Source organism: Methylomonas sp. TEB (genome assembly GCF_047777895.1).
In the GTDB taxonomy this organism is placed as follows: Bacteria; Pseudomonadota; Gammaproteobacteria; order Methylococcales; family Methylomonadaceae; genus Methylomonas.
Window position 1 is genome coordinate 4,149,722 of the sequence record NZ_CP180476.1, and the last position, 19,584, is coordinate 4,169,305.

Below are 19,584 nucleotides of genomic sequence, written 5' to 3' on the forward strand. Positions count from 1 at the left end.
TACAGTGTCCGAGCTTTATATAGGCTTAATGTCAGGGACCAGCGTCGATGGTATCGATGCTGGTCTTGTGGATTTTAGCAACGGCAAAATACAACTTGTCGCATTCCATTACCAACCATTTCCCCCCGAACTCCGGCAAAAAATTCACAAGCTTAGTCAAGCGAATCAACCTGTTTTATTAACAGATTACGGCTCGCTGGATAGCCAGATCGGTCGTTTATTCGGCGAAACCGCGCTGACTTTATTAAGTAACGCTCAGATCCCAGCGAGCGCAATCAAAGCTGTCGGTAGCCACGGCCAAACCGTTTATCACGCCCCGGAGACTGCCAATGGCTTTTCTCTGCAAATAGGCGACCCGAATCGCATCGCCGAAATCACCGGCATCACCACCGTCGCCGATTTTCGCCGCCGCGATATTGCCGTCGGCGGCCAAGGCGCGCCGCTGGTTCCAGCCTTTCATCAAGCGGTTTTTAGCGACGAAGCACAAGCCACAGTCATCGTCAATATTGGCGGCATCGCCAACATCACGGTGTTAAACGATAAACCGGTCATCGGCTTCGATACCGGCCCCGGCAATGGTTTGATGGACTGGTGGTGTCAAAAACATTGCAACCAGCCTTATGACCGTAACGGCGATTGGGCAGACAAGGGCAAAGCCCACCTTGCCTTGCTCGCAGCTTTAAGTGACGACGATTACTTCCGGCTAGCGCCACCGAAAAGCACTGGCAAGGAATATTTTTCGCCTGCATGGTTACAGCAAAAGCTCAGCTTATTTCCAGACCTTGAGCCCAAAGATATTCAAGCCACACTCTGTCAATTCAGCGCCGATACTATCGCCGATGCCATTCGCCAATATGCGCCAAATACCTTGCAAACCTTGATTTGCGGCGGCGGAGCACATAACGGCCAATTGATGAAGCTATTACGGAAAAATCTGGATATGTCTGTAACGTCGACAGCGGAACGGGGAATCGACCCGGACCATGTCGAAGCGATTGCTTTTGCCTGGCTGGCACGGCAAACCCTGAACAATTTGCCGGGAAATCTATGCATCGTCACGGGCGCAGCTACGCCCGTGGTATTAGGTGGGATTTATCCGGGTAAAAACGGCTTAAGCTGAGAAAGACGAGCCGCAACCGCAGGTAGTGGTCGCATTTGGATTGCGAATCACGAATTGCGCGCCAGACAAGTCCTCCTTGTAATCGATTTCGGCACCGCTAAGATACTGAATACTCATCGAATCGATCAGCACTGTCACACCGTCTTTGAGGATTTGCGTATCGTCGTCATTCACCTCTTCGTCAAAGGTAAAACCATACTGAAATCCGGAACAACCGCCGCCGCTAATATAGACTCTGAGCTTAAGATTATCGTTACCCTCTTCCTGAATTAAACCCGCTACTTTTTGCGCGGCGCTGTCGGTAAACACAATAGGATCGGACATATAAAACTCTATAAGCAATTGAAAGATTGAGCGATTATGACTATACCCAGTAATTCAGTCAAGAATTATCCACTATATTTCCCAGGCTAGCGGTTAAAGCCCTAAAGGCGTAACAACCAGGCAACTATTTGCGCTAAATTTAGCTGGAACTTAAACACACTCCGCTGCTTCGCCGAAAGCCCAAACGTGTCGATAGCTGAAGATTCCAGTTAAAACTGTCCGACAAGGAGACCAACCATGCTTATCACCTTCCTCAGACACGCTACCGCAGAAGTTGGCTGCTTATCGCTGCCCGACTCGGACAGAGCCTTAATCGATAAAGGCGAAAAGCAGGTAAAACGCATCGCTGCATTTTGTTTGGCCAACGGCTTAATTCCGGAATCAATTTATTGCAGCCCGCTGTTACGCGCCCAACAGACCGCAAGGATCCTCAACCAAAGCCTGCCTGGCAGCCCAGCCCCGCAAACCGTTAGTTGGTTGGCAATCGAAACAGCTACACCCACTATACTCACCGAACTTAGCAAACTCGCCCAGCGCGGCATAAGCGACGCATGGCTAGTCGGGCACGAACCGGACTTTTCGACTACCATTTCCCGGCTTCTGGGCACGACTCCCGACAACATTGTTATCAAAAAAGCCTCTCTGACTCGATTGGATACCAATTTTTCGGCTCAAGCTTCGGCTAAATTGCTGTGGAGCATCCCATGTGCATTGATGCACCAAGGTCAAACCTAATCAAACTCAAGCCCATCTAAGCAAAAATTTCTTCGTCCAACAGGTAACAGCCTGGATCCTCGGCCCAAAAATCGCCCGTCATTTGCTGCGCGCGAACCCGCGTATTACCGTTGCAGATGCTTTGATAATGGCATTCACCACAGCGTCCCTTCAGCGGCCGCGGCGACGCTTTCAATCCGGCCATCAACGGATCATTGACGTCCATCCAAATTTCGGAGAAAGGTCGTTTACGCACATTGCCCAAGCCGTAATGCCACCAAAACGTATCCGGATGGACATTACCGAGATTGTCAATATTGGCGACGTTGACGCCGGAGGCGTTACCGCCCCATTGCTGTAGTTTGGTTCGGATGTGCTCCGCGCGCTCAGGAAACCGCCGCTTGACCCAATGTAGAAAATACACGGCGTCAGCGTCGTTGTTACCGGTCACTACCTCGCGGTGCAAACCTTGCTGCTCCCAACTTAAAGACTTTTCGAACAAGCTGTCCATGACTTTGCGGGTCAACTGAAACTCGGCGTCGTCCTTGCGGTTTTTGTTACCGCGGCCGCCGTAATTCAAATGCGACAGGTAGAATTTATCTATGTCTTCGTCGTCCATCAATTGCAACAGACCTTCGAAATCGTGGGCGTTGTCTTGAGTTAGCGTAAACCTGACGCCGGCTTTAATCTCGTATTCACGGCATAAACGGATACCGGCCAGCGATGCCTCGAACGAGCCTTGCTTCTGGCGGAACGTGTCATGGGTCTGACCAATACCATCCAGGCTAACGCCGATATATTGGTAGTCAATGGCGGCAATTTGCTTGATGTTAGATGGATTGATCAAAGTGCCGTTACTCGACAAAGCCACATAAAAGCCCATGTCGCGGGCACGTTGCGAAATCGCAAAAATATCCGGATGCAGCAGCGGCTCACCGCCGGACAGAATCAGCACAGGGACTTTAAACGCCTTCAGGTCGTCCATCACCGTGTAAATTTCCGGCGTGCTCAATTCGCCGGGGAAATTGATGTCGGCGGAGGTGGTGTAGCAATGCTTGCAGGTTAAATTGCAACGGCGGATCAAATTCCAAATCACCACCGGCCCGGCGGGTTTGCGCGGCGCCGTCAGCGGGGTTGGATGCAGCAGTTCTCGCATGTATTGGCTCAGTCTGAACATGCTTTATCCTCCGATTCTTAAACCGGTTTTTTTTAGAATTTTAGTGCTGTACAACACCTCGTGGTTGCGTGCTTGCGCACCCAATAGTTCGGCAATGATAGCCACTTGCTCGCCGGCATCCTGTTCGGTCTTACCGTGCACCATGGCAAACAGGTTATAGGGCCACCCAGGCAAATGCCGGGGGCGCTGATAGCAATGACTGACAAACGGTAGCATGGCCACTTTTTGCCCCAGTTCGTCGACGTACCCATCTTCGACATCCCACACTGTCATACCGTTAAAACGATAACCCAGTTTGTAGTGATTGGGCACTGCAGCAATGCGGCGAACCACCCCAGTCTGTTGCATTTCGGCCAGGTGTAACATCACGGTTTGGGCGGACAAGCCCAATTGCTCGGAAACGGCTTGGTAGGGCTCGCTGACCAAGGGCAAACCGGCCTGGGTGGCTTGGATAATTTTCCGGTCTATCTCATCGATGGGCATCAGGCTTCCAATTGCAAACCAACATAGTATTCGCTGATCTTTGGCATGTTGAAGACTGGCAGACCGGTTCGCCGCTCGATTTCCGCGATCACCATCGCCACTTGCTCGGGTTGTTCGGTAGCCAGCACAAACCACATATTCAATAAATGATTGCGGGCATAGTTATGCGCCACTTCCGGGAAGCTATTGACGATTTCGGTTACTTCATCGAAGCGCGCCTCCGGTACTTTCAGGGCCGCCAAGGTCAAGGCGCCGCCCATTTGTTCGGCATGATACATAGGCCCAAAGCGTGACAAGACGCCTTCGGCCAGCATGTTTTGCAATCTTGAGAGTAACTCTGCTTCCACAAGCCCCAATTCCTCAGCAACTCGTTGATAGGGTGCTGCGCAAATCGGGAAGCCTTGTTGCAGGCGGTTGATAATGGCTTTGTCTATGGCGTCCATGTTTAGGCGAAGTGCATACCAAAAGACTGCTTGTTTTTAATCTCCTCAGTCCTGCTCTCTCCGGCAATAGAGGGAACGGCCCCATTGCCATTGGGGTGAGCATACAGAGCGCCACGCTGTTTAAAACAACGCCGGCTAAACAATACTTCGAATGGATATTCGCATAGATTACAGGCATGCCGCAGTTCGGCCCATTGTTCCAACACCACGTCCCGGGTCTTGCCATGAATCATGCAATACAGGTTATACGGCCAGATTTCGCCTTGGCGCGGGCGTTGATAACACAGATTGACGCAAGCTTGCTGACTGATCAAAGCGCCCACCCGAGCCACCCGGTCGTCTGGCACATCCATCACAATCATCGCATTAGCCCGGTAGCCGAGTTGGCGATGCTTGACCACCACGCCCCACCGCTTGATCAAACCTTGGGTCTTTAAGCGCGCCAAACGCTCAATCACCTCTTGTTCGGTAATCGCCAACTGCCCTGCTATCGCCGCATACGGCCTCGCTGCAATCGGCAATCCGGCTTGCACGGCGGCAATCAATTGATAGTCAATGGCGTCAATCATGCAGATTTAGCTCAAATCCCAGGTTGATGAAATAGTCGGCCAACATCGGCAGCAGCATCGCCGGATAGCCGGTTTGAGTTTCGATATCCGCGATCACCCCTTTAAGGTGAGCCTCACTATCCGCAATCAATACAAACCACAGATTGAAGCGGTTTTCGCGTTCGTAGTTATGATTGACTTCCGGATAAGCGCTGACCAATTCAGCGACCCTTGGCAAATCAAATTCCGGCACCGCCATCGCCACCAGCGCGCTATTACCAATGCTGTTGGGCGCGATAACCGGACCGATGCGGCTGATCATCTGCTGTTCGGATAAAGTTTGAAACGCATTTAACACCTCATCCTCGCTGACGCCAAGCTGTTCGGCAATGTCGCGGTAGGGTGTCGGGCTCAACGGAAAATCTTGCTGATAGTCGTTGAGTAAGTGTTTGTGCAAGGGTGCCAGCATGTTACCAACCTATGCGATTGGCGCGATCAGTGAAAAAAATGCCGCTGGGTTTTTGCGCCGGCAGACGGGCGGTTTCGGCAAAGGTCTCAGTGTCATAAACCATCACCCGGTCCTCGTCGCGCACCGCCAGCCATACCGATTCGCCGCGCGGACTGAATTCCATATGCAGCACTGCCTTACCGGGTTGTAGGGTTTTGACGATGTTAAAATCTTTCAAATCGATGACTTGCACGGTTTGATTGTCCGGGAAGGCGAAATTTACCCAAACTTGCCGCCCGTCCGGCCGCGAGGTGACGAACACCGGCTGTCCAGCCACCGGAATACGCTTGACCAACTCCCATTCGCGCGTATCGATCACCAACACCTCATGCAATCCCACCGCCGGCACCAACAACCAGTCGCCGGCCACGGTCCAACCTTCCAGGTGCGGCATCTTATAGACCGGCATTTGTTCATCGTCTTTGCCGTAATCTTCCAGAATATGCTCGACGCCTTTTTCCGGCTGCCACAAATCCAGCAAAGCCAAACCTTTTTCACCAAACAATCCAGCGCCGTAGTAATGGCCATCCGGCGTCAATAAGGCGTCGTAAGGCTGTTTGCCGATGTCTTTAAATTTTTTCACGACGGGCTGATGCGGATTTTTAGCATCAATCAGCCAGATTTCGTTACCTTCGAATAGACTGCAAACGAAGCGTTGGCCAGGCGCGTCAACCAAACCGACCACTTTGGATAATTTATTGTCTTCGCCGTAAATAGCGGGGATTTCGGCTAGTTGTTCCAGCGTCACCGCGTCGAACAGCTTAACGCCGCCGGGTGTGTAATTGGAAACAGCAATCACTTTGCCGTCCTGAGAAATCGCTCCGCCGATGCTGTTGCCTGCCTGGATGATGCGTTTATCAATTTTGTCTTGCAGCAAATCGATCTTGGTCAAACCGCCATCGCGGCCGAATATATAGGCGTAGCGCTGATCGCGGGAGAACACTATCGAAGCGTGAGACAAATCGCCCAAGCCTTGGATATGGCTCAACGAGGCGGGCTTCGTGGTATTGACGATCTGGATGCTGCCGGTTTCGCGTTCAATCACTACGCCGAGATCGCCGGTGGCTCTGAGCTCCGCATGACCGGGTAGCGCAGACGACAACAGGAAAATCAGGAGACTTCGGGAATAAGAAAGTTTCATAGGGCGCGTGTTATTTAGCGTCGATCATTCAAGAAGTAAATCTGCCCATTAGGCGATTAGGCCTAGCTACTGCGAAAACAGCCTTCAGCGCGTTCTTAGTTGTTGAATCAGCCAAGCAGTTTCATCGACAGTCAAAAAACTCGTCCACGGCGGCATAGCCGTGCCTGCTCGACCGTTTTGAATCGCATCCGCCAACAGAGCGTCGCTTTTGCCAGCCAGCGCTTCCGGCATCAACGACGGCCCCAAGCCGCCTTTCGGCGGCAGGCCATGGCAGGAGCCGCAATCATGCTTGAGCATATTCAACAGCTCCTGCTGCCGTTGCGGATTGGGTTGTTCCGCAACGGCGCAGGTGGATAGCAAGCCGATCAACACCCAGCAATAACGCATTGACTAGGGCTTAACGCTGCCGTAATACGCGGCGATGTCGTTGATTTCGGCATCGGTCAGCGAACCGGCGATCGCATTCATAATGTCGGATTTCCGAGTTTTGTCGCGATATTGTTTGATCGCGGTTTTCAAATACTCGGGATCGCGGCCGCCCAACGGTGGAAACGGCGCGTCGGCGCTGGGCATTCGAATACCGTGACATTGCGCGCACACCGCACCGGCCTTGGCTTGACCGACATACAAACTGGTAGCCTGCGCGCTACCGGCGGCAAGGAGCCCCGCCAGCAGCGACACTGTAAAATGAGTCATCTTCATTTTGATTGCTCCATTTCGTCGGGCGACAAGCCGCGGGTCATGTATTTAACCCGGCCGCGCGAGAAGATACCTGCGGGGCTTTCCATCGGTACGCTGGCGACTTTTTGCAAGGTGTTGGAATCGTACACCACCACTTCGTCGCCGTTGTAACCGGCACTGATATACAGGAATTTGCCATCGGCGCTATATTCCGGGAAGTAGGCGTGGCCGCCGACATCCAGGGTTCTAGCCACTTCCAGGGTTTTCTTGTCGATCAACTGTACAGTGCGGGCGCGTCTATCCTTGCTGATGATGTCAACCGCCACATAAGGGGCGTTGGCATGCGCAGCGGGCGATTCGGTGCCGCCGGAAACCGGTACTTGTTTGACGACTTCCATTTTGTCCAGATCCCAAACGCTGACCACGGTTTTGTCGCAATCGCCGAAGTTGGTGCCAAAGCCCAAAGTACGGCCATCCACTTTCACCGCCGAACCGCCGCCAACGTGCGGCACGCACCCGGCTTCCAATTTTTTGATGATTTCGCGTTTTTCCAGATCGATGGCGGCGACGATGCTGTCGTCGTAAGACGCAATCATCAATTTTTTGCCGCCGTGGGTCAGGAAGGCATCATGCAAATGCCGGCCGACGTTCTCGATCCGGGTAACCGGAAAACCTTCTTTGTTTAAATCGATGACCCAAACCTGACCGGCATTTTCCAATGCAATCGCAAAAATGTCCGCGTATGGGGTACCGATGATCATGCCTGAGTCGGACGAAACGTGTTTACCATCCGGATCAGTGCCTTCCAGTTCGAAGGTTTTCAATGGCTCCAGGGTATCGGCATTCAGAATCACGGCGTTATGCGGTACGAAAGAACCGGCCATAATATATTTACCGTCGCGCGATACCCCCATGCCCGGGCCGTTCCAGCCGGTTTTGATGCTGCGTACCGCTTGCATGGAATATAAATCGACTTTAAAAATCTCGGCGGTATCGGTTTTTACATAAGCCCAGCGCGGATTGGCCGGGTTGAAATCGATGATATGCGCGGCGGTACCGGTCGGTACTTCGCCGACTTTTTGATGGGTGGAGCTGTTAATAAAGATGGCTTTGGAGCCTTCGCCACGGCCATATTTGCCGCGCGCCGCGACGCCAATCAAGTTTTCAAATTTATCGTCAATTTGAAAAGTCGGCTTGGCCGGTAATGTACTTTCGTCTTTGACATAGACTTTCAACGACTTTTTCATATCGTCTATCGTCCAAGCCGGATTGGGTTGTTTTGGCGTTTCTTGCAGATGTTTGATCACGCCGCGAATTTCGTCGTCGCTCAGTTTGCCGTAGAACGGAGGCATCAAGGTGTCGAAGCTGCCGGCCATTACGATGGTGCGCAAAGCGGTGGGACTGCGGCCTTTCAAAGTCGCCGAGTTCAGCGCCGGCGCCAGATAACCGCCATGATCGGAACCGTGGCAGCTGGCACAATTGTCTTGATAGAGTTTATGAAAGTCGTCGGATTTTGCCATCGCCACTCCGGATGACAACAGCATGGCGATAGAACTCGCCAGTAGGGATTTATTCAGCATTTTTATAGTATTTTTCATTTAAAATTCCTGCCACCCGCAAGTTAAAAAAAAGAGCCAACTTGGTGCATTAAACCATAAAAGATCAGGACGAACAGACACCCGATTTAGCATGGTAAAATAACAGCTTGTTGACTCCAGGCCGATGTTATAAAGTAAAGTTTCGATTCGCTATCAATTTACTCCCTAAACTATCGCCTTGTCAACCTAGTGGGTCACGATGAGAATGCAATTTATGCAACAAACTGATATTTACGAACTTATTGAGTGCATGACTACATTGATCCGCTCCGAAGAGCGGAAAAAATGTACGGAACTGGGCTTGCAGCCGGTACACTTCCAAGTGCTCAATTACCTCTCGCGCTGCAATAAATATAGCAACACCCCAGCGGCTGTCGCCAATTATCTGGGCATGACTCGCGGCACCGTTTCGCAATCGCTAATTATTCTCGAGAAAAAGGGCTATATCGGTAAAACGCCGGATGCCAACGACAAGCGCGTGGTGCATTTGCAGTTGCTGGCGGACGGCGCAGCCATACTCAAACAAGCGCGACCGTCTGATTTATTCCACGGCGCCACGGCCATCCTGCAAAGCAGCGATTCACCGCCTTCAGACGCTAATGTGTTTCAGCAAGCCCTTACCGCGCTGCAAAAAGCAAATCAGTCGCAATCATTCGGCGTTTGCAAAACCTGCCGCAATTTCAGCGAAAAAGACGGCGGCTTTTTCTGCCAGCTAACCCAGGAAAAGCTCAGCACAGCCGATAGCGAGCAAATTTGCCAGGAACACAACCCTGTTTAACTGTCCGGCCAATGCACAGATAGACAATAAACAAGTCTTGGCTCGGTTTACGCTGCATCATTCACCGGTTCGATTTGGGAGTTAATATGTCTATACCTCGCATCGCCTTGACGCCCGGCGAACCGGCCGGCGTCGGCCCGGACTTATGCATACAATTGGCGCAGCAGGAACAAGCTTGCCAACTGATTGCCATTGCCGATCCGGAATTATTGCAGCAACGGGCCGAACAACTGGATTTACCTCTAACAATTCAACTTTTCGACATTGATCACGCTGCCACAAAACAGTCAGCAGGGACCTTAACCGTACTGCCCATCAGCCTAAGCGAACCAGCCGTTTGCGGACGCCTGAATCCCATCAATAGCCGATACGTTCTGGAAACCATCCGCCAAGCCACTCTGGGCTGCATGAGCGGCGTATTTGCCGCAATGGTGACCGGCCCGGTCCACAAAGGCGTGATCAACGACGCAAACATTCCCTTCAGCGGCCACACCGAATTTATCGCCGAACTGACCAGCGGCACCCCAGTCATGATGCTGGCGACACCCGGCCTGCGCGTCGCTTTGGCGACCACGCATTTGCCGTTGTCGGAGGTAAGCGCCGCCATCACCCCGGATTCATTGGCGACCGTTATCCGGTTGCTGGACCGCGACCTGCGCCAACGCTTCAACATTACCGACCCGAAAATTTTGGTCTGCGGCCTTAATCCGCACGCGGGCGAAAGTGGCCATCTCGGCCGGGAAGAAATCGAGATTATCGAGCCGACGTTGGAGCGCCTGCGTTGCGAAGGCATTCACCTATACGGCCCGCTACCCGCCGACACCCTGTTTACACCCAAATACCTGGAAACCGCCGACGCGGTGCTGGCGATGTATCACGATCAAGGGCTGCCGGTATTGAAATATAAAGGCTTCGGCCAAGCCGTCAACATCACCCTAGGCCTGCCCATCGTCCGCACCTCGGTCGACCACGGCACCGCGCTGGAACTGGCCGGCACCGGCAAAGCCAATCTCGGCAGCTTGCAGTTTGCCTTGCAGACTGCGTTGGACATGATTCCTCACTTAAAACTTTAAAATGACCCACACCGCCCGCAAACGCTTCGGCCAGAACTTTCTGCACGATCACAGCATCATTTATAACATCCTGGCCAGCGCCCATCCGGTAGCAGGCGAACATTGGGTTGAAATCGGCCCCGGTCTCGGCGCGTTGACCCTACCTTTATTGGAGTCCGGCGCTAAGCTCGATGTCGTCGAACTGGACCGGGACTTGGTCAGCCGCTTGCAAAAACAGTTTGCCGGCCACAGCAACTTAACCGTGCACAGTGCGGATGCGTTGAATTTCGACTTTGCCGCATTGGCGCAAGCCGGCGAGAAACTGCGCATCATCGGCAACCTGCCGTACAATATTTCCACGCCATTGATGTTTCATCTGCTGGAATCCACCGATTGCGTGGAAGACATGCTGTTCATGCTGCAAAAAGAAGTGGTGGACCGCATTTGCGCGGCGCCGGGCAGCAAGAAATACGGCCGGCTGAGCGTGATGATGCAGTATTACTGCGAAACGGAATTGCTGTTCGACGTGCCGCCGGAAAGTTTCGACCCGATTCCGCAAGTCATGTCGGCCATTGTCCGCCTGACCCCGCACGCAAAGCCGCCGGTCGAGATTCCGGACCTGAAAAGCTTTAGCCAATTGGTCACCCAAGCTTTTTCGCAGCGCCGTAAAACCATCCGCAATTCGCTGAAAAACTTCATCTCCGAGCAGCAGATTATCGATCTGGGTATCGATGCCAATCTGCGAGCGGAGTCGATCAGTCTCGCCGAGTTCGCGCTCCTAAGCGCTCACAGCCAAGTAAACACTGTCAGCTAAATTCGCAACTCCCCACGGCTCCGGCTCGACAAGATTTGGCGGCACTCACAGGGCAAGTGCGATAAAATGCCGAATTTTTCCGCCTGGCTCACGAACTGATGCGCTTGAGCCGGCTCTCTTTATATAAGGCAACCAACCTGATTCATACACTGGAGTGATTGATATGCGCATTATCCTGTTAGGCAGCCCCGGCTCGGGCAAAGGCACCCAAGCCCAGTTCATCACGGAGAAGTTCGCGATTCCGCAAATTTCCACCGGCGACATGCTGCGCGCCGCCGTCCGCGAAGGCACCCCGCTGGGTATTGAAGCCAAAAAAATCATGGATGCAGGCGGCCTGGTTTCCGATGACATCATCTTGGGTTTGATTAAAGACCGCATCACTCAGGACGATTGCAAAAATGGCTTTTTGCTCGATGGATTTCCGCGCACGATTGCACAAGCGGAAGGTCTGGCAAAAATGGGCGTAGAACTGGATTACGTCGTGGAAATTGCCGTCGATGACGAAGAGATCATCAAACGCATGAGCGGCAGGCGCGTGCATATGGCCTCGGGCCGTACCTATCACGTGGTGTTCAATCCACCGAAACAGGAGGGCTTGGACGATGTTACAAACGAGCCTTTGATCCAACGCGACGACGATAAAGAAGAAACCGTTCGCAAGCGCTTAAGCGTGTATCACGAGCAAACCAAACCGCTGGTCGGCTTTTATTCCGCCCCCGGTCAAAGCGCCAAATTCGCGTCGATTGCTGGTGTCGGTTCGGTGAGCGAAATCACCGACAAAGTGTTAGCGGTGTTGGCATAAAAACTTCGTAGGGTACCCAACACGTACCTTTTAGCTTTCGGTACGCGATACCCCAAAGGGCATCAATGCGTACACCACCTAAAAAGAGAAATCCAAATGGCAGGTAAAACCTTATACGACAAACTCTGGGACGACCACGTCGTCCATACCGAAGACGACGGCTCGTGCCTGATCTATATCGACCGGCAGTTGCTGCACGAAGTGACTTCACCGCAAGCTTTCGACGGCATGCGCATGTCCGGCCGCCAACCGTGGCGGGTCGCCCGCAATCTGGCCGTCGCCGACCATAACGTGCCGACCTCCGGCCGCGCGCAAGGCATCGCCGACCCGGTTTCCCGTCTGCAAGTACAAACCCTGGAAAACAACTGCGCCGAGTTCGGCATCACCGAATTCGATATGGCCGACATCCGCCAAGGCATCGTGCACGTGGTCGGTCCGGAACAAGGCGCCACGCTGCCCGGCATGACCGTGGTCTGCGGCGACTCGCACACGTCAACCCACGGTGCATCTGCCGCGCTGGCCTTCGGTATCGGCACCTCGGAAGTGGAACACGCCCTGGCCACGCAAACGCTGGTGCAAAAGAAAGCCAAAAGCATGCTGATCAAGGTCAACGGCAAAACCGGACCAGGCGTTACCGCAAAAGACATCGTGCTGGCGATCATCGGCCAGATCGGCACCGCCGGCGGCACCGGTTACACCATCGAATTCGGTGGCGACGCGATTCGCGCGCTGAGCATGGAAGGCCGCATGACGGTCTGCAATATGGCTATCGAAGCCGGTGCCCGTGCCGGTTTGATTGGTTGCGACGAAAAAACCATCGAGTTTTACCAAGGCCGGCCCTATTCGCCCAAAGGCGAGGACTGGAATATGGCGGTCCGGTACTGGGAAAAACTGCATTCCGACGCCGACGCCAAATTCGACAAAGTCATCGAATTCGACGCCGCCGCGATCAAACCGCAAGTCAGCTGGGGCACGTCGCCGGAAATGGTATTACCGGTCGATGCATCCATCCCCGATCCCGTTCAGGAAGCCGATCCGGTCAAGAAGCAAAGCATCGAACGCGCCCTGCAATACATGGGTTTAACAGCCGGCCAAAAAATCACCGACATCAAGCTGGATAAGGTGTTTATCGGTTCCTGCACCAACTCGCGCATCGAAGATTTGCGCGCCGCGGCTGCGGCGATCAAAGGCCGCAAAAAAGCCGCCTCAGTCAAACAAGTGTTGGTAGTGCCCGGCTCGGGTTTGATCAAACAACAAGCTGAAGCGGAAGGCCTGGACAAAATCTTCACCGCCGCCGACTTTGAGTGGCGCGAACCGGGTTGCTCGATGTGCCTGGCGATGAACGCCGACCGTCTGGATGCCGGCGAACATTGCGCTTCGACCTCGAATCGTAATTTTGAAGGCCGTCAGGGTTACGGCGGCCGTACCCACTTGGTTAGTCCCGCCATGGCTGCCGCGGCTGCGATTGCCGGCCACTTTGTCAACGTCGCCGAGGAGGCTTAAATCATGCAGGCTTTTACCACTTTAACCGCCCTGGTGGTGCCGATGGACCGCGCCAATATCGACACCGACGCGATCATCCCCAAACAGTTTTTGAAATCGATCCGCCGCGCCGGCTTCGGTCCATATTTGTTCGACGAATGGCGTTATTTGGATCATGGCGAACCGGAAATGGATTGCACCAACCGTCCGTTGAACAAGGATTTTGTTTTGAACCAACCGCAATACAAAGGGGCACAGATTCTGCTGACCCGGGAAAACTTCGGTTGCGGTTCATCGCGCGAACACGCACCGTGGGCACTGGAAGACTATGGCTTCCGCGTGATCATCGCGCCGAGCTTTGCCGACATTTTCTTCAACAACTGTTTTAAAAACGGCATTCTGCCGATTGTGTTGCCGGCGGAAACCGTGGACCTGTTGTTCAAGGAAGTTGTCGACGGTTACCAATTGACGGTCGATCTGCAAAGCCAAACCATTACCACACCAAGCGGACAAAACATTGCCTTTACTGTCGATGAAAACCGCCGCTACCGCTTGCTGAACGGCCTGGACGACATCGCACTTACCCTGCAACATGCCGACAAAATCAAGAGTTACGAAGCCGAGCGCGCCAAACGCGCACCGTGGTTGTTCAAAGACGCATAAGCGCCACTGAAAGGTAAAAAAATGCCCAAAAAAATAGCAGTCCTGGCTGGCGACGGCATCGGACCGGAAATTGTCGCCGAAGCGCTCAAAGTACTAAGCTTTCTAAATACCGACATGAATCTCGGGTTGGTATTCGAAAACGCCTTGATTGGCGGTGCGGCTTATGACGCTTTCGGCACTCCCCTGCCGCAAACCACGCTGAATCTGTGCAAAAACGCTGATGCGGTGCTGCTGGGTGCGGTCGGCGGCCCTAAGTGGGAGCCGCTGGCCCATGCGGTACGTCCGGAACGCGGCTTATTGGGCATTCGCTCCGAGTTGAATCTGTTCTCTAACCTGCGTCCGGCAATTTTGTATCCGCAATTGGTCGACGCATCGACCTTGAAACCGGAAGTGGTGTCGGGCCTGGACCTCATGATCGTCCGCGAATTGACCGGCGGCATTTATTTCGGCCAGCCGCGCGGTGTGCATGTGGCGGAAAACGGCGAGAAAGTCGGCATCAATACCAAGATTTACAGCGAATCGGAAATCCGCCGCATCGCCCATTCCGCATTCAAGATTGCGCAAAAACGTCACAAAAAACTGTGCTCGGTCGATAAAGCCAATGTGCTGGAAGTGACCGAACTATGGCGCAGCGTGATGACCGAAGTGGGTAAGGACTATCCGGACGTACAACTGAGTCATATGTATGTCGATAATGCTGCGATGCAACTGGTACGGGCGCCGAAACAATTTGATGTGATCGTCACCAGTAATATGTTCGGCGACATTCTGTCCGACATCGCCGCTATGCTGACCGGCTCCATCGGCATGCTGCCGTCGGCTTCCCTGGATGCCAACGCCAAGGGCATGTATGAACCGATTCACGGTTCCGCGCCGGACATCGCCGGCCAGGGTATCGCCAATCCCTTGGCGACGATTTTGTCGGTGGCGATGATGCTGCGTTACACCTTTAACCAGCCAGAAGCCGCCGAGCGTATCGAACGCGCGGTGAACAGCGCATTGGATAGTAAAGTCAGAACCGCGGACATTTATTCGGAAGGCATGACCAAAGTCAGCACTTCCGGCATGGGCGATGCTGTTCTTAACGCCTTAAAAGGATAAGCAATATGTCTAAAACTTATGATGTAGCAGTCGTTGGCGCCACTGGCGCGGTCGGCGAAACCATGATTTCCATTTTGGAAGAACGCAACTTTCCGGTCGGCAAAGTATATGCCCTGGCCAGTGAGCGCTCGGCCGGCAAACGTATCCCGTTTAAAGACGGATCGCTGGTAGTGGAAGATTTGGCGACCTTCGATTTCTCGAAAGTGCAGATCGGCTTATTTTCTCCCGGCGCGTCAGTGTCTGCGGAGTATGCGCCCAAAGCGGCCGCAGCCGGGTGTGTGATCATCGACAATACCTCGCAATTTCGCTACGACGACGACATTCCGTTGGTGGTGCCGGAAGTCAATCCGGAAAAAGTTGCCGATTACAAAAATCGCGGCATTATCGCCAACCCCAATTGCTCGACCATCCAGATGTTGGTGGCCTTGAAACCGATCTACGATGCGGCAGGTATCAGCCGCATCAACGTTGCCACCTATCAAGCAGTGTCCGGCACCGGCAAGGAAGCGATTGAAGAATTGGCCACGCAAACCGCGAATTTGTTGAATGCCAAGCCGGTCGAGCCTAGCGTGTATCCAAAGCAAATTGCTTTCAACGTGTTGCCGCAAATCGATGTCTTCATGGATAACGGCTACACCAAGGAAGAGATGAAAATGGTCTGGGAAACTCGAAAAATCCTCGGTGATGCCGATATTCTGGTCAACCCCACAGCCGTGCGGGTGCCGGTGTTTTTTGGACATTCGGAAGCCGTGCATATTGAGACTAAAACCAAGATTTCCGCTGAGCAGGTTCGCGAGCTGTTGGCGTCTGCCCCCGGGGTAACGTTGTTGGACGAACGTGAGAACGGCGGTTATCCAACGGCGGTGACGGAATCATCCGGCAACGACGATGTATTTGTCGGCAGAATCCGCGAGGATATTTCCCATCCGACCGGCATAGATCTATGGGTAGTGAGTGATAACGTCAGAAAAGGTGCTGCGCTTAACAGTGTGCAAATAGCCGAAGTGCTGGTAAAAAGCTACATCTAGTCTACGCTTAGCTCTGTGTTTTATAGTGGGTCAGTAAGTACCGAGGTATTACAAGTGAAGGAAAGCAATGTGAGCAATTTAACTAAAGCCTTAGCGGTTGTATCGTTACTGGCACCAGTCAGTGCCCAACCCTTAGGTATCGGCGAAATTGAATTACATTCTGCCCTAAACCAAAAACTCAATGCCGAAATCAGACTCAGCGTCGCACCGGGCGAAAATCCGGCCGATGTCTCGGTAAAATTGGCCCCGCCGGAAAAATTTGACCAAGCCGGCGTAGTTTGGAATTATTTTCTGTCCAAGATCAAGTTGGAGCCGGTTGTGCAAGCAAACGGCTCCATCATCGTAAAAGTCTCCTCAAGGGAAGCGTTGACAGAGCCGTTTCTGGATTTCCTCTTGGAAGTCACTTGGCCGCAAGGCAGCATGATGCGCGAGTTCACATTGCTCATCGACCCACCGGCCGCTTATAACCAACCGGTCACGCCTGTCGTGGAAACCAGCGGTTACAGTGCCGAACCCATTGAGCCACTAGAGCGCCCGATCAAGAGAACTAGAACCGCACCAAAGCGAGCAGTGCGAGCCGCCCCTGCCGACAACATTACGCCAGAAACACCCACTAGCGGCGAATTCGGCCCTATCCAAAAATCGGATACTTTATGGAGTATCGCCGCCCAAGTGGGCCAGGAAAAGAACATTCCGACCCAGAAAATGTTGACCGCTTTGTACAGAGCCAATCCGGACGCATTTAACAACGGCAATATCAATTCGCTGAAAGAAGGCGCCACCTTAAAGATTCCTGAGCCGGACGCAATTATGAATCCGGCACAAAGACAAGCGCAAAATGAGCGAAAAGCCGCCAATAAGCAGGTCAAGCCGGAAACCGCACAAGCAGAAACCACCAAGAAAGCGCTCGAATTGGTAGCACCTACCGAAGCGAAGGCCGCCGGCACGGGTTCAACAAAAACCGAACAAAATTCGGCTGCGACAGCTAATCCTGCTTTAAACAGTGCTGCCGATCAAGCCAGCGAAGGGAAAGACCTGGAGTTACAAGCTCGCATCGAAAAGCTCGAGCAACAACTAGGCATGATGCAGCAATTGCTGGCCTTAAAAGATCAGCAACTAGCCACTTTACAAAACAATAAACCAGCAACAGCCGAGCCTAGCCCTCAGCCCGCACAACCGGCACCTCAGCCACCCGTTGCCAGCCCCGAGGCCCCAGCTCCGGCAGTAACGCCGACTCCGACTCCGCAGCCACCGGTTTCCGAACCTGCAGTGGTGACACCACCGGCGCCCAAGCCTATTGTTCCACCCGCACCCAAAGTTACCCCACCGCCACCTCCACCGGTTGTTGCAGAAGACGAAGGTTTATTTGGCTCGGATGCTTATTACTGGGTTGCCGGCACCTTAGGTACTGGTATTTTGGGCTTGCTGGGCTGGTTGTTATGGCGCAAACGTAAAATCGACGAACGCACCAACACTGAAAGCATGTTCGCATCGGCCAGTCAAATTCGGCTGCCCGATTCTGAGAGCAGCCTTTCCGTGCCGATTATGGACATCAGCAGTACCGATGAATACGACGTCGGTACTGTAGGTGAAAGTTCGTTTATCAGCGACTTTACTCCTAGCGATTTCGATGCCTTCGACACCGATCAAAATGAAGTTGATCCGATCTCGGAAGCCGACGTGTACTTGGCGTATGGCCGCTATCAACAAGCGGAAGAACTGATTCGCCATGCAATAAGCGAACAGCCTAACCGCGACGAATGCAAACTGAAATTACTGGAAATCTATTACGCCAGTGAAAACAAAGACGGCTTTGCCGGTTATGCGCAAGAACTGGCCGACGCCGGCAAACAAGCCGATAAGCCATTCTGGAAAAAAGTCACCGACATGGCTAAAGAAATCGTCCCCGATTTAGCCTTGTTTGGCGGCAGTTTTGCCGCTACCACAGCGCCCATCAGCAAAGGCGATACTACTGTTAGCGCAGCGAGTTCCACCGCGGCCGATACGGAAATTATCGATTTGGATAAAGGCTTTGCGCAGCTCGACGACGATTTGTCGGATCTGAATATCGATAAAGATTTGGCACTCGAAGACAACGGACTGGATTTTGATTTGGGAAGTTTCGGCGGCAGCGCCAGGTCACCGCTTGAAAACAAGCAAGCCGATGCAAATATCGAAAGTATTGATTTCGATCAGCCACCTGCTTCTAAATCTGCGGCGAAGACTATCGAAACCACGGAAAGTGACGCAGTTTCCAGCAACGATGACATAGAATCGTTCGACTTCGACTTTGCGCTAGATTCTGACTCGGAAAAAACTGAAGCGGATTCGGCTGTCTTGGCGCTTGAATCTTTGGATTTTGCCAGTTTTGCCGAAATTGCTGCGGATACTGAATCCGAAACGACTGACAACAAAGAGGAGATGGAAACAAAATCTCCTAACTCGATGGATGCTTTGGAGAGTTTCGATTTTAACTTCGATGTCGACAATGCAACTCCGGAAGCAACTGCGGATAAATCTAACGAGGATGCCGCAAAAGCCGAGATATCAACAGATATAGAATCATTCGACTTTAGCGATTTCGATGACATAAAAAAGACTGCTTCAGACCTTACGGACGGCAGCAAAGAAGCGTTAGCGGACGCAGACAGTTTCGACTTCGACTTCGACAGCATCACCTCCAAAGCGCAAACTGACGATAGCCTAAGCATCGAACCTGAACTGAATTTAGAATCGCAGTTGAAACTGGAAACATTCGATTTTTCCGATTTTGACAATATCACCCCGAAATCAGCCCAATCTTCAGATCAGGTTTTGGAAACATCTGTGCAACCGAGCGGCGAGTTCGATTTTAACTTCGACTTTGACACGCCAATCATCAGCACTACAGACACCGACGAGTTTGAGTTGGGGGTTTCCGATTTGACCGATATGGACGAATTCGAAACCAAAATCGATTTGGCGAAAGCCTATATCGATATGGGCGACACCGAGGCGGCAAAATTGATAGCCGAGGATGTCTTGTCCAAAGGCTCAAAACAACAACAACAAGCCGCACAGGCTTTACTTGACGAACTTAAATAAGCATCGATTGCAGCAGCCGATTCGTCTAAATTGTTAGATCCCG

21 protein-coding genes are annotated in these 19,584 nt (G+C 52.8%); 11 read left to right on the forward strand and 10 right to left on the reverse strand.

All coding sequences use genetic code 11. The features are described from left to right. The first annotated feature begins 4 nt into the window (after nucleotides 1-4). On the forward strand, nucleotides 5-1,120 hold the full coding sequence (locus ACMXD4_RS18620; protein WP_415880846.1) for an anhydro-N-acetylmuramic acid kinase: 1,116 nt from the start codon (nucleotides 5-7) through the stop codon (nucleotides 1,118-1,120). Here the strand turns inward: ACMXD4_RS18620 and erpA are convergent. Next, a complete protein-coding gene (erpA, locus tag ACMXD4_RS18625) occupies nucleotides 1,112-1,462 on the reverse strand; it encodes an iron-sulfur cluster insertion protein ErpA (protein ID WP_371741581.1) in 351 nt (116 codons plus the stop codon). The genes ACMXD4_RS18620 and erpA overlap by 9 nt on opposite strands. Nucleotides 1,463-1,681: 219 nt before the next feature. On the opposite strand from erpA, the gene ACMXD4_RS18630 reads away from it, so the two are divergent. Continuing rightward, a complete protein-coding gene (locus tag ACMXD4_RS18630; protein WP_033159302.1) occupies nucleotides 1,682-2,179 on the forward strand; it encodes a SixA phosphatase family protein in 498 nt (165 codons plus the stop codon). A 16-nt stretch (nucleotides 2,180-2,195) separates the two neighbouring features. Here ACMXD4_RS18630 and nirJ read toward each other — a convergent pair whose 3' ends face one another. From nirJ to ACMXD4_RS18675, 9 genes are all read right to left on the reverse strand, one after another. Beyond that, on the reverse strand, nucleotides 2,196-3,335 hold the full coding sequence (gene nirJ, locus ACMXD4_RS18635) for a heme d1 biosynthesis radical SAM protein NirJ (RefSeq protein ID WP_033159301.1): 1,140 nt from the start codon (nucleotides 3,333-3,335) through the stop codon (nucleotides 2,196-2,198). Nucleotides 3,336-3,338: 3 nt separating this feature from the next. Then, nucleotides 3,339-3,818 (reverse strand): AsnC family transcriptional regulator, encoded by a 480-nt coding sequence (locus tag ACMXD4_RS18640; protein WP_415879059.1) that lies wholly within the window; start codon nucleotides 3,816-3,818, stop codon nucleotides 3,339-3,341. Further along, complete coding sequence (locus ACMXD4_RS18645; RefSeq protein WP_033159299.1) at nucleotides 3,818-4,261, reverse strand: Lrp/AsnC family transcriptional regulator; 444 nt, start codon at nucleotides 4,259-4,261, stop codon at nucleotides 3,818-3,820. The genes ACMXD4_RS18640 and ACMXD4_RS18645 overlap by 1 nt, the downstream gene beginning before the upstream one ends. A 2-nt stretch (nucleotides 4,262-4,263) precedes the next feature. Then, the gene (locus ACMXD4_RS18650; RefSeq protein ID WP_415879060.1) at nucleotides 4,264-4,830 is read right to left on the reverse strand and encodes an AsnC family transcriptional regulator; all 567 of its coding nucleotides are present in this window, start codon (nucleotides 4,828-4,830) and stop codon (nucleotides 4,264-4,266) included. Next, nucleotides 4,823-5,278, reverse strand: coding sequence for an Lrp/AsnC family transcriptional regulator (locus tag ACMXD4_RS18655; protein WP_415879061.1), 456 nt, complete (start codon nucleotides 5,276-5,278; stop codon nucleotides 4,823-4,825). The genes ACMXD4_RS18650 and ACMXD4_RS18655 overlap by 8 nt, the downstream gene beginning before the upstream one ends. Nucleotide 5,279: 1 nt before the next feature. Next, on the reverse strand, nucleotides 5,280-6,458 hold the full coding sequence (locus ACMXD4_RS18660) for a cytochrome D1 domain-containing protein (RefSeq protein WP_415879062.1): 1,179 nt from the start codon (nucleotides 6,456-6,458) through the stop codon (nucleotides 5,280-5,282). An 84-nt stretch (nucleotides 6,459-6,542) separates the two neighbouring features. Next, on the reverse strand, nucleotides 6,543-6,845 hold the full coding sequence (locus ACMXD4_RS18665; protein WP_171697645.1) for a c-type cytochrome: 303 nt from the start codon (nucleotides 6,843-6,845) through the stop codon (nucleotides 6,543-6,545). A gap of 3 nt (nucleotides 6,846-6,848) precedes the next feature. Next, the gene (locus ACMXD4_RS18670) at nucleotides 6,849-7,160 is read right to left on the reverse strand and encodes a c-type cytochrome (protein WP_415879063.1); all 312 of its coding nucleotides are present in this window, start codon (nucleotides 7,158-7,160) and stop codon (nucleotides 6,849-6,851) included. Next, complete coding sequence (locus tag ACMXD4_RS18675) at nucleotides 7,157-8,737, reverse strand: nitrite reductase (RefSeq protein WP_171697643.1); 1,581 nt, start codon at nucleotides 8,735-8,737, stop codon at nucleotides 7,157-7,159. Before ACMXD4_RS18675 ends, ACMXD4_RS18670 begins: the two co-directional genes overlap by 4 nt. A gap of 205 nt (nucleotides 8,738-8,942) precedes the next feature. On the opposite strand from ACMXD4_RS18675, the gene ACMXD4_RS18680 reads away from it, so the two are divergent. The 9 genes from ACMXD4_RS18680 (at nucleotide 8,943) to ACMXD4_RS18720 (ending at nucleotide 19,541) form a co-directional block, all read left to right on the forward strand. Next, nucleotides 8,943-9,515, forward strand: a complete 573-nt coding sequence (locus ACMXD4_RS18680; RefSeq protein WP_253734776.1) for a MarR family winged helix-turn-helix transcriptional regulator — start codon at nucleotides 8,943-8,945, stop codon at nucleotides 9,513-9,515. 86 nt (nucleotides 9,516-9,601) lie between these two features. Further along, nucleotides 9,602-10,588, forward strand: a complete 987-nt coding sequence (gene pdxA, locus ACMXD4_RS18685; RefSeq protein WP_415879064.1) for a 4-hydroxythreonine-4-phosphate dehydrogenase PdxA — start codon at nucleotides 9,602-9,604, stop codon at nucleotides 10,586-10,588. A 1-nt stretch (nucleotide 10,589) separates the two neighbouring features. Then, nucleotides 10,590-11,381 carry a 16S rRNA (adenine(1518)-N(6)/adenine(1519)-N(6))-dimethyltransferase RsmA gene (rsmA, locus tag ACMXD4_RS18690; protein ID WP_415879065.1) on the forward strand — a complete coding sequence of 264 codons (792 nt, stop codon included), beginning with the start codon at nucleotides 10,590-10,592 and terminating at the stop codon, nucleotides 11,379-11,381. A gap of 163 nt (nucleotides 11,382-11,544) precedes the next feature. Beyond that, complete coding sequence (gene adk / locus ACMXD4_RS18695; protein ID WP_171697640.1) at nucleotides 11,545-12,183, forward strand: adenylate kinase; 639 nt, start codon at nucleotides 11,545-11,547, stop codon at nucleotides 12,181-12,183. A gap of 96 nt (nucleotides 12,184-12,279) precedes the next feature. Next, the gene (leuC, locus tag ACMXD4_RS18700) at nucleotides 12,280-13,686 is read left to right on the forward strand and encodes a 3-isopropylmalate dehydratase large subunit (RefSeq protein WP_415879066.1); all 1,407 of its coding nucleotides are present in this window, start codon (nucleotides 12,280-12,282) and stop codon (nucleotides 13,684-13,686) included. A 3-nt stretch (nucleotides 13,687-13,689) separates the two neighbouring features. Then, complete coding sequence (gene leuD, locus ACMXD4_RS18705; protein WP_171697639.1) at nucleotides 13,690-14,328, forward strand: 3-isopropylmalate dehydratase small subunit; 639 nt, start codon at nucleotides 13,690-13,692, stop codon at nucleotides 14,326-14,328. Nucleotides 14,329-14,349: 21 nt separating this feature from the next. Then, a complete protein-coding gene (gene leuB / locus ACMXD4_RS18710; protein WP_415879067.1) occupies nucleotides 14,350-15,429 on the forward strand; it encodes a 3-isopropylmalate dehydrogenase in 1,080 nt (359 codons plus the stop codon). Between the two features lie 5 nt (nucleotides 15,430-15,434). After that, nucleotides 15,435-16,457 (forward strand): aspartate-semialdehyde dehydrogenase, encoded by a 1,023-nt coding sequence (locus tag ACMXD4_RS18715; RefSeq protein WP_415879068.1) that lies wholly within the window; start codon nucleotides 15,435-15,437, stop codon nucleotides 16,455-16,457. A 69-nt stretch (nucleotides 16,458-16,526) separates the two neighbouring features. Further along, nucleotides 16,527-19,541 carry a FimV/HubP family polar landmark protein gene (locus ACMXD4_RS18720; RefSeq protein ID WP_415879069.1) on the forward strand — a complete coding sequence of 1,005 codons (3,015 nt, stop codon included), beginning with the start codon at nucleotides 16,527-16,529 and terminating at the stop codon, nucleotides 19,539-19,541. Nucleotides 19,542-19,584: the final 43 nt, after the last annotated feature.

What these genes read in the sequence shown, in the direction of transcription:
- ACMXD4_RS18630 (WP_033159302.1), top strand. Translation starts at nt 1,682, where the DNA reads ATGCTTATCACCTTCCTCAGACACGCTACCGCAGAAGTTGGCTGCTTA.
- nirJ (WP_033159301.1), bottom strand. Translation starts at nt 3,335, where the DNA reads ATGTTCAGACTGAGCCAATACATGCGAGAACTGCTGCATCCAACCCCG.
- ACMXD4_RS18640 (WP_415879059.1), bottom strand. Translation starts at nt 3,818, where the DNA reads ATGCCCATCGATGAGATAGACCGGAAAATTATCCAAGCCACCCAGGCC.
- ACMXD4_RS18645 (WP_033159299.1), bottom strand. Translation starts at nt 4,261, where the DNA reads ATGGACGCCATAGACAAAGCCATTATCAACCGCCTGCAACAAGGCTTC.
- ACMXD4_RS18650 (WP_415879060.1), bottom strand. Translation starts at nt 4,830, where the DNA reads ATGATTGACGCCATTGACTATCAATTGATTGCCGCCGTGCAAGCCGGA.
- ACMXD4_RS18655 (WP_415879061.1), bottom strand. Translation starts at nt 5,278, where the DNA reads ATGCTGGCACCCTTGCACAAACACTTACTCAACGACTATCAGCAAGAT.
- ACMXD4_RS18660 (WP_415879062.1), bottom strand. Translation starts at nt 6,458, where the DNA reads ATGAAACTTTCTTATTCCCGAAGTCTCCTGATTTTCCTGTTGTCGTCT.
- ACMXD4_RS18665 (WP_171697645.1), bottom strand. Translation starts at nt 6,845, where the DNA reads ATGCGTTATTGCTGGGTGTTGATCGGCTTGCTATCCACCTGCGCCGTT.
- ACMXD4_RS18670 (WP_415879063.1), bottom strand. Translation starts at nt 7,160, where the DNA reads ATGAAGATGACTCATTTTACAGTGTCGCTGCTGGCGGGGCTCCTTGCC.
- ACMXD4_RS18675 (WP_171697643.1), bottom strand. Translation starts at nt 8,737, where the DNA reads ATGAAAAATACTATAAAAATGCTGAATAAATCCCTACTGGCGAGTTCT.
- ACMXD4_RS18680 (WP_253734776.1), top strand. Translation starts at nt 8,943, where the DNA reads ATGCAATTTATGCAACAAACTGATATTTACGAACTTATTGAGTGCATG.
- pdxA (WP_415879064.1), top strand. Translation starts at nt 9,602, where the DNA reads ATGTCTATACCTCGCATCGCCTTGACGCCCGGCGAACCGGCCGGCGTC.
- rsmA (WP_415879065.1), top strand. Translation starts at nt 10,590, where the DNA reads ATGACCCACACCGCCCGCAAACGCTTCGGCCAGAACTTTCTGCACGAT.
- adk (WP_171697640.1), top strand. Translation starts at nt 11,545, where the DNA reads ATGCGCATTATCCTGTTAGGCAGCCCCGGCTCGGGCAAAGGCACCCAA.
- leuC (WP_415879066.1), top strand. Translation starts at nt 12,280, where the DNA reads ATGGCAGGTAAAACCTTATACGACAAACTCTGGGACGACCACGTCGTC.
- leuD (WP_171697639.1), top strand. Translation starts at nt 13,690, where the DNA reads ATGCAGGCTTTTACCACTTTAACCGCCCTGGTGGTGCCGATGGACCGC.
- leuB (WP_415879067.1), top strand. Translation starts at nt 14,350, where the DNA reads ATGCCCAAAAAAATAGCAGTCCTGGCTGGCGACGGCATCGGACCGGAA.
- ACMXD4_RS18715 (WP_415879068.1), top strand. Translation starts at nt 15,435, where the DNA reads ATGTCTAAAACTTATGATGTAGCAGTCGTTGGCGCCACTGGCGCGGTC.